Origin of the sequence: Serratia sp. 3ACOL1, assembly GCF_003668775.1 — a bacterium.
Taxonomy (GTDB): domain Bacteria; phylum Pseudomonadota; class Gammaproteobacteria; order Enterobacterales; family Enterobacteriaceae; genus Chania; species Chania fonticola.
On the sequence record NZ_CP033055.1, the window covers coordinates 2,382,057 to 2,397,474 of the forward strand.

Annotated in this window: 13 protein-coding genes, 1 tRNA gene and 2 pseudogenes; 5 read left to right on the plus strand and 11 right to left on the minus strand. The window is 48.1% G+C overall.

The window, feature by feature from the left end; genetic code table 11:
- Positions 1-163: 163 nt before the first annotated feature.
- Positions 164-580, minus strand: coding sequence for a hypothetical protein (locus tag D9980_RS10685; RefSeq protein WP_024485160.1), 417 nt, complete (start codon positions 578-580; stop codon positions 164-166).
- A 667-nt stretch (positions 581-1,247) separates the two neighbouring features.
- On the opposite strand from D9980_RS10685, the gene D9980_RS10690 reads away from it, so the two are divergent.
- Positions 1,248-1,323, plus strand: a tRNA-Asn gene (locus D9980_RS10690).
- A gap of 274 nt (positions 1,324-1,597) precedes the next feature.
- On the opposite strand, the gene D9980_RS10695 is transcribed toward D9980_RS10690, so the two are convergent.
- The 5 genes and pseudogenes from D9980_RS10695 to D9980_RS10715 all read right to left on the minus strand — a co-directional run bounded on the left by D9980_RS10695 (position 1,598) and on the right by D9980_RS10715 (position 6,028).
- The gene (locus D9980_RS10695; protein WP_121607270.1) at positions 1,598-1,792 is read right to left on the minus strand and encodes a hypothetical protein; all 195 of its coding nucleotides are present in this window, start codon (positions 1,790-1,792) and stop codon (positions 1,598-1,600) included.
- A gap of 53 nt (positions 1,793-1,845) precedes the next feature.
- A pseudogene (locus tag D9980_RS10700) lies at positions 1,846-2,681 on the minus strand (NAD(P)-dependent alcohol dehydrogenase).
- Between the two features lie 21 nt (positions 2,682-2,702).
- Complete coding sequence (locus D9980_RS10705; protein ID WP_238393699.1) at positions 2,703-3,905, minus strand: MFS transporter; 1,203 nt, start codon at positions 3,903-3,905, stop codon at positions 2,703-2,705.
- Positions 3,906-4,202: 297 nt separating this feature from the next.
- Positions 4,203-4,925 carry a dihydrofolate reductase family protein gene (locus D9980_RS10710; RefSeq protein ID WP_121607273.1) on the minus strand — a complete coding sequence of 241 codons (723 nt, stop codon included), beginning with the start codon at positions 4,923-4,925 and terminating at the stop codon, positions 4,203-4,205.
- Between the two features lie 86 nt (positions 4,926-5,011).
- Entirely contained in the window at positions 5,012-6,028 is a 1,017-nt protein-coding gene (locus tag D9980_RS10715) for an alpha/beta hydrolase (protein WP_121607274.1), read from the minus strand.
- A 283-nt stretch (positions 6,029-6,311) separates the two neighbouring features.
- Here D9980_RS10715 and D9980_RS10720 point away from each other — a divergent pair, with 283 nt between their 5' ends.
- Positions 6,312-7,190: a LysR family transcriptional regulator gene (locus tag D9980_RS10720; RefSeq protein ID WP_121607275.1), complete on the plus strand. Its 879-nt coding sequence runs from the start codon at positions 6,312-6,314 to the stop codon at positions 7,188-7,190.
- Positions 7,191-7,373: 183 nt separating this feature from the next.
- A pseudogene (locus D9980_RS26855) lies at positions 7,374-7,523 on the plus strand (IS6 family transposase); the annotation flags it as partial.
- A gap of 205 nt (positions 7,524-7,728) precedes the next feature.
- Here the strand turns inward: D9980_RS26855 and D9980_RS10730 are convergent.
- From D9980_RS10730 to D9980_RS10750, 5 genes are all read right to left on the minus strand, one after another.
- The gene (locus tag D9980_RS10730) at positions 7,729-8,829 is read right to left on the minus strand and encodes an MBL fold metallo-hydrolase (protein WP_121607276.1); all 1,101 of its coding nucleotides are present in this window, start codon (positions 8,827-8,829) and stop codon (positions 7,729-7,731) included.
- 81 nt (positions 8,830-8,910) lie between these two features.
- Positions 8,911-9,933, minus strand: a complete 1,023-nt coding sequence (locus D9980_RS10735) for an alpha/beta hydrolase (protein ID WP_121607277.1) — start codon at positions 9,931-9,933, stop codon at positions 8,911-8,913.
- Positions 9,934-10,280: 347 nt separating this feature from the next.
- A complete protein-coding gene (locus tag D9980_RS10740; protein ID WP_121607278.1) occupies positions 10,281-11,045 on the minus strand; it encodes an SDR family NAD(P)-dependent oxidoreductase in 765 nt (254 codons plus the stop codon).
- Positions 11,046-11,078: 33 nt separating this feature from the next.
- Positions 11,079-12,098, minus strand: coding sequence for an alpha/beta hydrolase (locus D9980_RS10745; RefSeq protein ID WP_121607279.1), 1,020 nt, complete (start codon positions 12,096-12,098; stop codon positions 11,079-11,081).
- 97 nt (positions 12,099-12,195) lie between these two features.
- Entirely contained in the window at positions 12,196-12,567 is a 372-nt protein-coding gene (locus D9980_RS10750; protein WP_121607280.1) for a DUF2255 family protein, read from the minus strand.
- Positions 12,568-13,000: 433 nt separating this feature from the next.
- Here D9980_RS10750 and D9980_RS10755 point away from each other — a divergent pair, with 433 nt between their 5' ends.
- Both D9980_RS10755 and D9980_RS10760 read left to right on the plus strand, forming a co-directional pair.
- On the plus strand, positions 13,001-13,894 hold the full coding sequence (locus D9980_RS10755) for a LysR family transcriptional regulator (RefSeq protein ID WP_121607281.1): 894 nt from the start codon (positions 13,001-13,003) through the stop codon (positions 13,892-13,894).
- Between the two features lie 88 nt (positions 13,895-13,982).
- Positions 13,983-14,894: a LysR family transcriptional regulator gene (locus tag D9980_RS10760; RefSeq protein WP_121607282.1), complete on the plus strand. Its 912-nt coding sequence runs from the start codon at positions 13,983-13,985 to the stop codon at positions 14,892-14,894.
- The last annotated feature ends 524 nt before the right edge of the window (positions 14,895-15,418 follow it).

The window sequence follows — 15,418 nt, forward strand, 5'->3', positions numbered from 1 at the left end:
TAGGCAACGAGCGTTAGAAAAGAACAAGGAGAATTTGCTGGCGCACCTTGCTGGTGCAACTGGAGGGCATTTTGGATGAGCAGAATACAAAAACGCTCCCTAAGAGAGCGTTTCTGGTACAACACCATGTATTCCCGGAATATCTGAATACGGGGTATGCGCGTTAGGCGCCAGTCACACGCTCGATCAAGGCATTGGTCAGGTCGGTGCTGATACGGTTACAGGTTTTGGCAATGCGGAACTGATAGGCGGCATCCATGATTTGATGGATGTCGGTGCTGACATTGTCACGAATGCGCATGTAAAGCTTGGCCTGCGCAACAATATCGTTCAATTCTACGCTGCGGGTTTGATACAACCGCGGGCTAACCTGTTGCAGAGCATTCAGCTCTTTCATGCAGGGATACATGATGTCATCGGTACCGACAGAAGCCATCGGCTGAGCTGGCTGCGTAACGGTAGCGCTTGGTGTAACTGGGGTTGGCGCAGGGACACCGGCGGCGGTGGCAGGTTTGGTTTTCGCAGTCTGGCACCCTGCCAGCAACACACACAATGCGGCTATGGCGATTGTTTTTTTCATTACTAAAAAACTCCGGGAAACAAAGGAACGGCGTAGTTTACCGCTATAAAAATGGCTTGGCGTAGCATAGAGTAATAAAGCAAGCATTGACAAGATCTGCGAGGGCCCCATTACTGCTATCAGCATAGAATGCCCGCCAGAGTAACATAGAAAAATCTTAAAAAAAATCACTTATCGCCAATTACATCGACTTACCATTTTGATTTAAATCAACTTTTTTTTGAAAAACCAAGCATCCGGCAGCTGAAAAATAAAAAAACAATCTCGATCACAGTTTGGTAAAAAAATAAGCAGATATTTTGGGTTTTCACTAGTGGCCCCATCCCAACGGTGTTAGGACCCATCCTGATTAATTTATATTCGGTGAGGAGTATTTTAGTGGGATCGCTTTATGGCGGTACTACTTAACATTTTGTCATTACAGCGGAATGGCGAAATGGGCAGCTAGCTCACTTTGTGGGGCTGCATACTGCGCCCGTTTAGCGGTATGTTGAACCCGTTACTCTTTGTCATCCCTATAGATCCGCATTTTTTCGCGTTGTTCATCAAAGCAAAGTGCCGAAAAACGAGCCAATATGCTCAATCTGGCAGCAAACGCACTTTTCCCTCACTTTAGTGCTTTGACAAACCCAATACGCCTCGCTATTATTCGCCTCGTTCACACGATTCCTCTGTAGTTCAGTCGGTAGAACGGCGGACTGTTAATCCGTATGTCACTGGTTCGAGTCCAGTCAGAGGAGCCAAATTTAACACCATGGAGTTGCACTGAATTCCATAGTGTCTCAAAGTAAAATTCCTCCTTTTCGCAAATCGAGTTACACTCTGTTCCATATAGGTATACCGAAACCCAGCACTTTTGGGGGCTTCATTGGGACTCGAATCGGCGAGATTATTACATCCAGAACATTCCACTGTTGATGCCAAAACCTCAAAGTCATCTAACCATTTTGCATATATTGCAAAGCTCAAAGGCTAACTGAATAGCACCTATTTTTAGTATATTAACCTGCTAAATGATCACCCCATAGAGAAATAGCCTACACCTTCAGTAATAGTTAAAATAACTTGCTCAAGATGACGTGAGCAGGTAACCAATCTCTGTGGCTTCGGAGTAGAAATTTTGTAAAAATTATCTGCACCCTGAGACATATCGGCTGCAGCTACAGTAAACGAACTGATTAACAGCCATAACATCATAGTCAAGGTTCTCATGACACTATCCATATTGGATGAGCGGGCAGCAGCACACTCGGTTAAAAAAGGTATTACGCCACCAACGTGGCGTTATCGATCACAAAGCGGTACTTGACGTCACCCTTCAGCATGCGCTCGTAAGCCTCATTAATCTGATCGGCACGGATCAGTTCGATATCCGCTACAATCCCTTGCTCGGCGCAGGAATCGAGCATCTCCTGCGTCTCCGGAATACCGCCAATCATCGATCCGGCAATAGACCGACGTTTAAAAATCAAGTTGAACACTTCTGGACAGGGATGCGGCGTGGCGGGCGCACCAACCAGCGTCATGGTGCCGTCACGTTTCAGTAGACTGGTGAAGGCGTCGAGGTTATGCGGTGCGGCTACCGTATTCAGGATAAAGTCGAAACTTTTCACGTGGGCTTCCATCTCGCTGGCATTGCGCGATACCACCACTTCATTCGCTCCCAGCGCTTTCGCCGCTTCGCGTTTGGATGCCGAGGTAGTGAAAGCAACGACATATGCCCCCATAGCATGGGCCAGCTTGATGCCTATATGCACCAGCCCACCGATACCGACTACGCCGATTTTTTTGCCCGGACCGGCCTGCCAATGACGCAAAGGGGAGTAAGTGGTGATACCAGCACATAGCAGTGGCACAACCGCAGCAAGCTGTGATTCCAGGTGGTGAATACGCAACACATAACGCTCATGGACGGCAATTTCATGCCCCGGCACACAAGGGTAGAGCGTGCCTGCCCATTCACCACGAACCTGGTGGAGATCGGAATGACACACGCCACAATAAGCGATCTCAATCTGCACATCATGTGCGCCCGGCTCCCGGCGGGTGATATCCATAGGTTCAAGAGGCTGAGTACCAAGTACGCACCAAAAGCTTTAATTCTCCCAGCATTAACTCCTGTTCATGCATTGTGTTTAGGGTCTTTACGTGACGCCAACAAAGCCAGCATGGCCGCGATCGCCAGCAAGATACCGCTGATGGCGAAACTACTTTGATAACCACTGTGGTCATACGCTAGCCCACCAAGAGTGGAACCCAACGCAATAGACAGTTGTATTACAGCAACCATCAGCCCGCCGCCCACTTCAGCATCATCAGGCAGCGTTCTGGCAACCCAGGTCCACCAACCGACCGGAGCGGCGGTCGCTACCAGCCCCCAGATGCCGAGAAGGGGCATAACGATCCAAATGCTGTAACCAAACGCGATCAGCATCCCGGCAATCGCGGTCATCAGCAGCGGGATGACGATCAACGTCGGGTAAAATCCACGACGCAGAAAAACGCCGATCAGCAGCGTGCCGATAAATCCTGCTACACCAATGATGAGCAGCGTGAGCGACAGCGTAGGGATACTGGCATGGGTGGCTGTTTCCAAGAACGGTCGCACATAGGTAAAGAGCGTGAACTGCCCCATAAAGAAGATGCCGCAGGCTGCCATCCCAGTTGCGACTAACGGATTGTTCAACAGACGCAAGATATTGCCTGAACGCTTGCCGTCCCTTTCTGCCGCCATTGCAGGCAAGCTGATGCATTGCCAGACAAAGGCGATTAACGCCACCAGAACCAGACAAAAGAATGCCCCACGCCATCCGATGACCGCACCGAGATAACTGCCAAGCGGCGCGGCGATCACCATCGCCAGAGCATTGCCACCGTTGAAAATGGCCAACGCTTGCGGCACCTGAGGCGGCGGTACCAAGCGGATCGCCGTCGCCGCTGACATTGACCAGAAGCCGCCAATGGCAACACCCAGTAACCCCCGACCTACCATGTAGGTCAGATAATCAGGCGCCATCGCGACAATCATGCCGGAGAGCGCCATCAACAACGTCAGCCCCAGCAGCAGAACCTTACGGTCAGTATTCCTGGCAAGCCCTGAGATCGACAGGCTGGTCAACACGGCCAGCGCACCTGAAATCCCAATCCCCTGCCCTGCCAGCCCCTCGCTGACCCCGAGATCATGGGAGATGGGAGTCAGCAGGCTGACCGGCATAAACTCCGATGCCACGAGGGCGAATACGCACAGCGTCATCGCCAATACACCGTTCCAGTACGCCCATGTCTGGGTAGGGTGTTCGGACCTGTCGCTCAGATGAGTTGTCATGAATTGTCTTGCCTCTGTTTTATCAATATCCACTTTACCTAGCCTGGCCGATACCACTAGTGGCGCCGGTAACAAAAGCCACTTTTCCAGTAAGTCGTTTAATATAATTAGTGCTCATGATTTCATCCTTCGACGATAAATTTTTAATTGAATGATTTGTCGACAGTCGCTCACTTCACGATAAAGAATCGTCCCTCCTAAAACCTATCGAGACTTGATTAATCGATGAGTAGAGGCAATCCTGACAAGCCAGCCTCTTGATAAGAGGCCGCGACAATATGCAGTTGAATCTTAGACCTAGACAGAAATAGGGCTATCTTCAAAGCTGTACCGAATCCAGACTATCCCCCCCTCTAGCGTCTCGGTCGATAGATGACGAAGTGAACGCCCCGAAGCAGGACTCTCATTATTACCGCCCAGGTATTCGAAAATGCTTGATATACCCGATAAACCGTCAATACCGGGATAAACCAATAGGCTCAACTCGTCTATCAACCCAGCTTTGAGGAACGCGCCATTGATTACACCACCACCTTCTAAAAGGATGGACTCGATCCCGAAACTATTTCCCAGTGTTTCCATTGCTTGCTCAAGATCGAGTCCATCATTCCCTGCGAACAAGTAGGAAACTCCATCTTCTTGCAGCTCGGTCAAGTATTCGTCGGAAACCTGATGGCCGAGTACCGCGACGAAATGCTCATCTCCGATATGACTTCTGCCGTAATGCAGCTTTCCATGCGGGTCGATAGCGACGGCAATGCTACCGCCATCTCTTTTACCGATATGCAATCTGCGTGCAACAGCCTGCACTTCGCTTAACGGACGAGCCTCGCCTTTCGCCATGGGCTCCATGCTTTTACGGCCAACTATCCAGCCCTGGGCACCAAGGCGGCTAGCGACCTGTTCGTACGTTTCGCTGACAATTTTTAGGTCAATGCCAAGAGCGGGTGGAGTCCAACGCTCCACCAAAAGTCGACCATCAACTGAGCTGATCATGTGGCAAATAATTTTAGGACGCATGCAGGACTCCTGTAGAAACGTTAGCCAACATAGGCCGCACCGTGGGCAATTTTTACAGTTCTGGCGCAACCCTATGATGGTTGTTGTTACTTTAGATTCTCTCTAAAGAAAGAGGTGATTTTTTTAAACGGGATAAGATCGACCTTGTCATACAAATCTACATGCCCTGCCCCCAGAACAATGAACAGTTCCTTAGGCTCCGCCGAATGCGCATAGGCTTCTTCACTAAACGAGCGCGAATGAGCCTGATCGCCGGCAATAAAAAGAAGGGGACGCGGAGAAATGGTTTCAATATGGTCAAAAGGATAGAAATTCATCAGCGGGCCGCTGCTGGTCAATGACATATTTGTCGTTGCTCGCGGATGCTGCCCTCTTGGTGTGCGGTAGTAGTTGTGAAATTCCCGTTCCACGTCATAGGAGTCTTTCGTGAGCTCAACCGGCACACCCGGTTCATATGTAATGTTGCCACTTTCGAACTCAGCCCAGCGCTGATCACCGATCGCCTTGAGTGCTTTTGTGACATGGGCTTTATCCAGATTTTCATCCAAACCCTGACGGCGCGCACGGCCCATGTCATACATAGACACTGTTGCTATCGCTTTCATACGCGGATCAACTTTTGCAGCATTAACCGCAAATCCACCACTGCCGCAAATACCGATCACGCCGATACGGTTCCGGTCTACAAATGGCCGGGTACCCAAATAGTCCACCGCTGCGCTGAAATCTTCACTGTAAATCTCAGGGGAAGAAATATTACGTGGTTCCCCTCCGCTTTCCCCACCGAAAGACGCGTCAAACGCCAGAGTAACAAACCCCTCTTCAGCCATCTTTTGTGCATAAATACCGGCGGTTTGTTCTTTAACACCACCGAATGGATGCCCTACTACAATTGCAGCATGCGGTTTTGTTTCATCAAAATCTTTTGGCAGATACATCTCCGCCACAATCGTAATATTGACTCTGTTTTTAAAGGAAACTTTCTGGGTAATGACTTTATCGCTGCGGCGAAAAGTCTTATCCCAGTCGTCGCCGTCTGCTCCGAAGGCACCCACGGAGACCATACTGGCACCTAAAGCCATTGCTGCCATTATCTTATTCATACGTTTTCCTTCTCATACGTTTCACAGTTAATATCAGGTGAAATGTTTCACTTCACCTGTGAAGAGAAATGACCAGATTCACCGTTCTGAAGGCGTACATTTCGTTGCGCGCACCATGCAAACATGACTGAACCTGCGGGCAACACAGCACCCAATATTTATCTGTCTATTACCTTTAAAAATCTAATTGACGATGGTGATCTTACGGGAGATGGATTGATTTGATTAGATGCTATAATCTGCATGTAGTTGTGAAAAATTTTCAGCAAACGGCGATGGCATCATGAATGATTTACAGGCTTTTCTGGCGGTGGCCAGAGAACTAAGTTTTACGAAAGCCGCAGCAAGTTTGGGCGTCACTCCTTCAGCACTCAGTCATACCATCAAAAGCCTCGAAGAGAGATTGGGTGTAAGGTTGCTGGCTCGAACCACCCGGAATGTTTCTCCAACAGAAGCAGGAGAAAGACTGATGCATTCCATCGGCCCACTGTTTGAGCAGATCGCAACCGAAATTGAAATGCTGGGCGAACTGCGCGACAAGCCCGCGGGTTCTATTCGCCTGACCTGTTCTGACGATGCCGTAGAAATGATCATCAGGCCCAAAATCGCAGAATTTCTTACAGCTTATCCAGATATCAATTTAGAAATCGGCATTGATTACGGCTTCACCAATATTGTGAGTGATCGCTTTGACGCCGGGATCCGGCTTGGAGAGTCCATCAGCAAAGACATGATCGCGGTCAGACTCAGTCCTGACTGGCGTTTATCCGTCGTGGGGTCACCGGATTATTTTAAAAAGCATCCCGCTCCGGTTATTCCTCAGGATTTAACCCATCATTCGTGCATTAATATCCGACACTCTTTCGCCGGTGGGCGCTACGCATGGGAGTTTGAGAAAGATAATCATAAACTCAACATTCGCGTGAATGGTCAGCTAACGTTTAATAGCATCATGCATGTGCTCAACGGCACGCTTGATGGTATAGGACTTGGCTATGTTCCCGAGTTTCTCGTTAAACCTTTCCTTCGCGACGGGAGTTTGAAAGAGGTTCTAGTTGACTGGAGTCCATATTTTGAAGGATTTCATCTTTACTACCCAAATCGCAGACAGGCATCACCTGCATTTGCAGCATTTGTTGAAACCTTCAGATATCGAAAATGAAAATCCCTAAGTCAGGCTGTGTCCCTTAATTATCAATAATATTGTAATGCCATGTTTTATAAAAAATAACTTATATCTCGTTATGATATGCTGGACCCCGCCTGGGAATTGATCGCTTCTTTTTTACTTCCTGAACGTCCACTTACTGCGGGACGCCCCTACCGGAACATCAAATGACCAACACGGCCAATGTTGGTATTAAAATCGTTTCGGCGAGCACAAACGATTTTGGCAGGAATTGAATGGATACAGATGATACGCAAAGGACAACGTCAGCATTCAGCAGGGGACGGTTTGTCTCCTGCTGAGCAATGTTACCTTTTTGCTGCCTAAAAAATCAGCAGCACACCAGGGATTGGCTTTGTGCTATTAATGCGACGGAACCACTGCCCCCTTGAAATCAGCTTAAGGGAACTGGTGGATGCCGTTGCAGAGAAGATTGGCAATAAGTAGCCGACTTCCTCATGCGCCAACAAGTCCCAAGGCCCTGCCTCAGGGCAAACGCCTTGACCACTCCAGTGCATACCAGAAGCATTCCCTACTTCACTTCTTTCCACCAGTGCGTGAAATGCTGTTCCGTACCGTCAAGCCATACTGGCTCGCCGATCTTGGGCGTGAGCAGCCGAAAAGGCTTCTCCTTGCTTGCTTTCACCGCTCGCACAAAGGGTTCGTCCCATGAATGGGTGGAGATGGAAAATCTACCTACATGTGCGAGCAGCAGTGTTTCCGCTTTCAACTCCTGCGCGGCAAGCACCGCCTCTTCGGGAGTCATGTGGATTAGGGGCCAGCGGGGGTCATATTGTCCCCCGTCAATGGCGACCAGATCAAACCCGCCAAAGCGGTGGGCGATTTCCGCGATATGCGGGCCATACCCCGTGTCGCCGCTCAGGAAAATTCTGCGTTCCGGTGTTTCCAGTACAAATCCGGCCCAGAGCGTTTTGTTCCTGACGAACAAACGTCCGGAATAATGCCGGGCAGGGACGACATGGACGGTGAGCTCGTTGCCAACCCGCAGTGCCGCGTTCCAATCAATTTCATGCAACTTCTCTCGGGGATAGCCCCAACGCTCAAAATGTGCTCCAACACCTAGCGGGCTGAGAACTACTTTCACCTTTGGCATCAATGCAGTGGCTGTAGAATAGTCAAGGTGATCCCAGTGATCGTGCGAGATGACCAGCACATCAATTTCCGGCATGTCCGCAGCAGTATACAAATCGGTTCCCAGGAAGGTCTTATTCAAGAAAGAAAAGGGTGCCCCGTGGTCACTGAAGATTGGGTCCACCAGAATTCTTTTTCCAGCAAGCTGTATGAAATAAGAAGAATGGCCAAGCCAGATCACCGTGTCTTTTGTAGGGTTAAGTGACACAAGGTCAAGCTTGACTGTGGGTAATGGCCCTGGAGGACGGAGACCTGTTGTGTCGGCGAAAATACTTTTCCAAATGATCTTCAGCGAACTTTGCCCTTCCACCAGCGTGGCGGTGGGAACAGTATTGTGGAATTCACCCTCCTTGTAGTTCGGAGATGCCTGAATACGGGACAGCAACTCACCCTCTGGGTGCTTGCCAAATTTTGCCTGACCGAGAATGATACACCCTCCCAGTAGTAGGCAAGAAACCGCTATAAATATTTTAAGCAACATAGTGCGTATGCTCCATACTAATTTTTCCTAACTTACACGCATATTTATAGTAGAGATCAATCTATTCACTTTATTCAGTATCTAGTTTGCTAAATATTGCTTAAAAAATTGGTTGCTTTGTTTAAAATATTGTTTTGTTTCTGGTGAATCAACGGCCATCAGATATTGGGCGTGTGACACCCCTTCAAAAACCAGCAAATCCGCAGTAACACCCGCTTCTCGCAGCTTTAAATGCATTCGGACTGTATTACTTAAAAAAAGATCGCGGGTTCCCGTTATCAATAATGTTGGGGGCAATCCTTGAACATCACCATAGACTGGTGAGAGTAGTGGATTTTTCAGATCATACGTATTGGCATAAAGTTTTGCTGCATCACCCAGCCAGCCATCGTAGCTGACGAGTACATTGTCGATGCCTTCATGAGTAAAATAAGAGTCCCCGGTTTTGGTCATATCAGTCCATGGTGTGCCGACAACGATGGCTGCTGGCAACGGCAAACCTTCCGCTTTGGCGCGTAACATCAGTGCCAATGTCATGCCCCCTCCCGTTGATGTCCCAAATACACCTATTTTTTCTGGAGGGTACGTTTTGAGTATTTCCCGATACGCAGTAACCGCATCATCGATAGCAGCAGGAAATGGGAAATCTGGCGGCATACGATAGTCAATAGAAATCACTTTGATCTGTCCGAAACCAGCCATCATAATTGCTTCATCTGTTCCTGCCTCGCCAGGGTTAAGTACATAACCACCACCATGGAAATGTATCAGGATACGACTGCGGTTTTCTGGAAGAAGGTGATTTGGCGTGATAATAAAGCCCTTCACGCTTGCAAACTGTGCTGGTTCTACCTCCACCTGCATCTGGTTACGTAAATGCGGCAGTTGTTCAATCGTCACTTGGGCTATTTGATTAACCCACGATTTCCATTGTTCAGCGGTTTTAGGATGGTCATTCCAAAATGGCATTCGCTTACCCGTGACTAGTGGTTGAATTTCAGGGCTAACTGTTTCTGGTGCAGGAAAGTTGCGTACAGCAATATCCTGAGCACTAACCCATGTTCCCCAGAAAATAATTAATATTATGAGAAGGCTTTTTTTCATTCTTATCTCTTTTTTGCAATGTAAGTCATTCAATAAATGCCATTTGACTTATAGCCTATCCCGATAGGCGTAATTGTTGCAGGCAGTTTGAACACGGAAGAGCCGGAGCGTACACGAAGTACGTGAGGATGACTCACTCCATTCACCCTTATGGACGTTCAACGCTGATTGCTGGCAAAGCCCGTTCTTAAGGGAGAACGGGCCGAAGGGTCGCGGCATAAACCGCGAGAGTGCGAAATCCAGGTATCTGGGGTTATAAAAACACTTTTTCATCAATCTCCAGATTTACAATCTTTCTGCGTTTTCTGTGATTGCCATGCTACATATACTTTGAGTAGCTTTAGCTTCTAGCGCATGATCAGGCCGCCATCGATTGAAATTGACTGACCGGTAACGTAGCTGGAAGCTGAACTGCACAGCCACAAAACAACATCAGCAATTTCTTCTGCACGGCCATGTCTTCCCATCGGAATGCTTTTCACCATCGCGTCGAGAGCTTCTTTTTGCCCGTTGGCTACCATTTGTTCAGCCATTGGCGTCCAGATGAGACCAGGACAAACCGCATTAATGCGGATATTACGTGTTGCATATTCCAGTGCTGCGCTCTTGGTCAGCCCGATTACGCCATGCTTTGCCGCATGATAAGTGCCTCGTTCCGCTCCGCCAACCAAGCCGCCCAAAGAAGAACAGTTAACAATGGCACCATTGCCTTGCAACCGCATCTGTTGCAACTCATATTTCATGCAGCCCCATACCCCTCGCAGGTTAACCGAGTTAACACTGTCGAAATCGTCGACCGTGGCATCCGCGGTTTCGGCTAGAGCATTTTGTATACCCGCATTATTGAAGGCTATGTCCAATCGCCCGAACGTTTCGACCGTTTTTTTAACCATGGCTTCAACTTCATCCAGATTGGCAACATTGCAACTCATGCCGTTGGCCTTATGTCCTGCGGCAACCAATTCTTCTGCGGCAGCCTGAACAGCTTTTGCATTGATATCCGCGAGCACTACTGAAGCTCCCGCCTGTGCAAACGCTTTTGCTGTAGCTAACCCGATACCTGATGCTGCACCTGTTACCAGTACCACTTGAGCATTGAATGAAAAATGCATAATTCTCTTCCCTTATTGATATCTGTTAGGAAATTACAGGTTCTTTTTAAAGAAATATGTCAGCTTATTAACCGCCGGGATAACATATTGTGGCTTATCATAAAGATCGAAATGCGATGCGCCTGGAATAATCATCAACTCTTTAGGTTCCTGCGATTTCTCATAAGCCTGCTGACTGAATTTCAACGTTTGCGCTTTTTCACCGGCAATGAGTAATACCGGACGTGGAGAAATACGCTCCATATGTTCAAGCGGGTAATACGCCATATGGAGCCCCGGGCTGGTCACCACATAGCGGTTAGTGGCTCGCGGATGAGCGCCGCGCGGAGTCAGGTAATAATCTGTTGCTTCACGGACAAACGCAGGTGTGTTGGCATCCAATGTATCTCGTGATGGCAGAAGCTGCTCTACGAGCACCGGCGAGCCTGCAGCCTCTTTATTGAGCTGTTCGCCAACAGCCTGCAGCAGTTTTTGTCTGTCGGCAGCGGTAACCGGGGAACCCTGAATACCATTTCGGGTTGCATCACCAATGTCGTAGGCCACCACACTGGCCACGGCTTTAACACGAAGATCGTCTTGCGCTTCATGCAGCGTGTAGCCGCCCCCAGCGCAGATACCTAGCGTACCGATGCGGCTGTTATCAACCTGCGTCAGGGAGCTTAAATACCCGACGGCACTGCGAATATCCTGTACATGATCTGCAGGGTTTTCTAAATCGCGCTGCAAACCGCCGCTTTCACCATAGTGAGAAGCGTCAAAGGCAAGAGTCACAAAGCCCTGCTTTGCCAATTGCTGCGCATATAAACCGGCGGTTTGCTCTTTTACACCGCCCCAGGGATGAGAAACCACAATAGCGGGGTATTTCTTACTCTGGTCATAGTTCGTGGGAAGATAAAGATTACCCACCATTTTTATTTCGCCGTTCTGAAAAATAATTTTTTCCGAGCCGACAACATTAATCTCTTCAGCCACAGTTTTGGGCTGAACGTTGGCAAAAGTGCTCGGTGCTACCAGTATTGAAGCGCAGAGTAACGAGGTTTTTAAAACAGACATATTACTTACCTCTGTATTAATAGAATTAAAAATAAATAGTTATCATGATAATAGACATAATTGATTGCAACTTTACTATTAGCACCAGATAAATATTTTATAAGCGAGGTGTGATTTTTATAGTTGCAGCACGTGAATCTTCACTCACCATAGGTTCCAGATAAGGGCTGCCTTGATATTTTTTTCGATAAGCTTCGTCGATACAGCGGTTAATACTGCTGCTGACGGTTTCAAGAATGACATCTTTAACTATTCCGGCGATAATAATACGCCCTGCTCTTTCTCTCTCCGCCGCCTGAAACCAACGTGACCTGCACCCATTCCGCGCACGTACATAAAGATCATCATCAACGTGAACACACCAAATCCAAGTGGGTGTGCCGTATGTTTTGCCGTCTTCACGTAGCAGGGAAATATGCAGATCGTCTTCATCAATAATGCGTTGCAATTCATCTTCAGGCCATGACATATAAACTTCTCCAGAGTAGGTGATTAATTAACCCTGAGCCTAATTTTGCTGTGATGCAGAATATCGTTCGCCATTTTTTGCGGCCTCCTGTAGCAGTACAACCATTGCCTCGCGTTCAGGAGGTACGCCACGGTTGTAGTTCATACTCATCAGCGCAGAAACCATCATGCTCACTGAGCCTTCTCAAAGTGTTCGATATTGTTCATGAGCGTTCACTCATCCTGGACTTCTTTACACATCAGCTCTGCCGTTACTCTACGTGTCGCTGGAAGAATTGACTAGACAGCTTAATCGACATGGTATTATAAATATTTTTCATGAATGAGTGAATGGACTGAAGTGAGGGGAACACCCTAGCGCTGTGTTTTTTTTACTGATAATGTCATGCTAGTCAGTGGGAATAATGGCACACTGTGTCAAAGGAACAGCACAAATGGCACGTGATAAATTAAGTGATTTATCAGCATTCATTTCTGTTGCCCGAGCCGGAAATTTTTCCCGTGCGGCGGCGCAACTGGGCATTTCACAACCCGCACTCAGCCATACCCTCCGGCAACTCGAAGAGGAACTGGGGGTGCAACTTCTTATACGAAGCACCAGAGGTGTAATGCCTACGGAGGCCGGTCAGCATCTGCTCGAACGTCTCGCTCCTGAGTTTGATGAAATTAAGGCTGAGATTCTGGCACTAAGTGAGCTTCGTGATAACCCCACGGGAACCATCAGGATCACCGCCATCGATTATGCCATCCGCAGTATTCTATGGCCGAAACTGGCTAATTTTCTACCAAAGTATCCTGATATCAAGATTGAGTTAGTCAATGAGTACCGGAGTGTTGATATTGCAGCTCACGGGTATGATGCAGGGGTCCGTTTCGGACAGGAATTGGCTCAGGATATGATTTCTGTTCGTATCGGCCCTGATATACAAAACCGGGTCGTGGGTACAGTCGACTATTTCTCACCGCGAATAATACCAAGAACACCCCATGATCTCACACAGCACCAATGTATTAATTTGCGCACATCTACCGACAGTGGTCTTTATGAATGGGAATTCGTTAAGGGTAACCGTACGGTTGCTGTTCATGTAGAAGGGGCGATCATATGCAACAACGCATACGATATATTTGAAGCGGCAAAAGCTGGCCTTGGCCTGGCCTATTTGCCGGAAGATCTGGTGCAACCCTTTCTTACTGAGGGCACGTTCATTTCTGTTCTCGAAGACTGGTGTCCGGTATGGTCAGGTCTGCATCTTTATTATCCAAACAGACATCAGCCTTCCCGGGCAATGACGTTGCTGGTTGAAGCCTTGCGTCATCGGACTTGACGCTTCTGAACTCTTGCCTTATGGCTTTATTTCAGGGCGGTACCGGTAACTTTTATGAGTCACTTTTTGAGACAAGTAGGCACGAGCGATGGCAGGTGAAAATTTCCGGGATATTGCAGCGTTTCTTATTGTCGCACGTGAGCGCAGTTTCACCCGCGCTGCGGCTCAGCTTGGCGTATCACAATCCGCACTGAGCCACACAATTCGGTCTCTCGAAACAAGGCTGGGATTACGGCTACTGACGCGCACGACACGTAGCGTCTCGCCAACAGAAGCGGGTGAACGTTTAGTTCAACGTGTCGGGCCCAGATTAACCGTGATTGCTGATGAACTGGCGGCATTCAGTGAGCGTCGTAACACACCGGCAGGCAATGTGCGTATAACGACGTCGGATTTTGCCTGGCATACCGTGCTCAGGCCACGGCTCTCGACCTTACAGAAAGAATATCCTGATATAAAGATTGAAATTGCTATCAGTCCTGGGTTAACCGATATCGTGACTGAACGCTTCGATGCAGGGATCCGGTTCGGCGATCAGATAGCGAAAGATATGACGACGGTGAGAATTTCTGCGGATGTGCGTATGGCGATGGTTGCTGCGCCAGCATATTTAGAGAAACACCCTACTCCCAGAGAGCCGACAGATCTCCAGCGTCACTCCTGCATCAACATGCGTTTCTCAACTCAGGGAGGAATTTATGCCTGGGAACTGCAAAAAGGGAAACGCCATTTACAGATTCGGACCGAAGGTCCGTGGATATTTAATTGCATTTATCCGGTAATTGACGCTGCTGTTGATGGCTTTGGTATTGCCTTCATGCCCCAGGAGTTGGCTCAACCGTTTATAACCAACGGGCGTTTACTACCGGTGTTGAAAGATTGGTGCCCAACGCATCCCGGGCTTCATATTTATTATGCCAGCAAACGGCAACTCTCGCCTGCATTGGCGTTGGTGATTGAATATTTGCGATACCGGCCTGGAAAGGACCTCCCTGACTGAAGGATAAGGTTCTTCATCTTGGGCAGTCAGCACAATGCAAGGATAAGATTAGAGTTGAGTATACCTACCCAGTTACTCGGGGAGAAAATTACGCACCTAGTTCCTGCGATTTTCATTACTCCAAAAATCGCAAGGGACAGTACGTTTGGGTTTAGGTTTGGAGAAATAATTCGCATGAGTTATTTGCAAATAGTAGCAGCGAAGGCTGCCCCTTTCGATAATATCACTACCCAGTGCAATGTTTAACACCTACTGACATCAAGCCTAAATATCTTCACATCTGAAATGTAACACCTCTAGAACAAATGCAAAGCACATCGAATTTTTACTGTAATAATAGTATCAATATGCGATGCGGCTCACAATTATGGTATTCGGCAATTTTAGGGGTTTTATTGGGGGCTTAGCCATCAAGAACCATCTATTTAAATTAATAAAATCAATTAATTAAAGTAAAGTTCGAGTCCAGTCAGAGGAGCCATATTTAGAGAAGCCCGCTTAGGAAACTAAGCGGGCTTTTTGCT

Coding starts and splice junctions, on each gene's coding strand:
- D9980_RS10685 (WP_024485160.1), bottom strand. CDS start 580: ATGAAAAAAACAATCGCCATAGCCGCATTGTGTGTGTTGCTGGCAGGG.
- D9980_RS10695 (WP_121607270.1), bottom strand. CDS start 1,792: ATGAGAACCTTGACTATGATGTTATGGCTGTTAATCAGTTCGTTTACT.
- D9980_RS10705 (WP_238393699.1), bottom strand. CDS start 3,905: ATGACAACTCATCTGAGCGACAGGTCCGAACACCCTACCCAGACATGG.
- D9980_RS10710 (WP_121607273.1), bottom strand. CDS start 4,925: ATGCGTCCTAAAATTATTTGCCACATGATCAGCTCAGTTGATGGTCGA.
- D9980_RS10715 (WP_121607274.1), bottom strand. CDS start 6,028: ATGAATAAGATAATGGCAGCAATGGCTTTAGGTGCCAGTATGGTCTCC.
- D9980_RS10720 (WP_121607275.1), top strand. CDS start 6,312: ATGAATGATTTACAGGCTTTTCTGGCGGTGGCCAGAGAACTAAGTTTT.
- D9980_RS10730 (WP_121607276.1), bottom strand. CDS start 8,829: ATGTTGCTTAAAATATTTATAGCGGTTTCTTGCCTACTACTGGGAGGG.
- D9980_RS10735 (WP_121607277.1), bottom strand. CDS start 9,933: ATGAAAAAAAGCCTTCTCATAATATTAATTATTTTCTGGGGAACATGG.
- D9980_RS10740 (WP_121607278.1), bottom strand. CDS start 11,045: ATGCATTTTTCATTCAATGCTCAAGTGGTACTGGTAACAGGTGCAGCA.
- D9980_RS10745 (WP_121607279.1), bottom strand. CDS start 12,098: ATGTCTGTTTTAAAAACCTCGTTACTCTGCGCTTCAATACTGGTAGCA.
- D9980_RS10750 (WP_121607280.1), bottom strand. CDS start 12,567: ATGTCATGGCCTGAAGATGAATTGCAACGCATTATTGATGAAGACGAT.
- D9980_RS10755 (WP_121607281.1), top strand. CDS start 13,001: ATGGCACGTGATAAATTAAGTGATTTATCAGCATTCATTTCTGTTGCC.
- D9980_RS10760 (WP_121607282.1), top strand. CDS start 13,983: ATGGCAGGTGAAAATTTCCGGGATATTGCAGCGTTTCTTATTGTCGCA.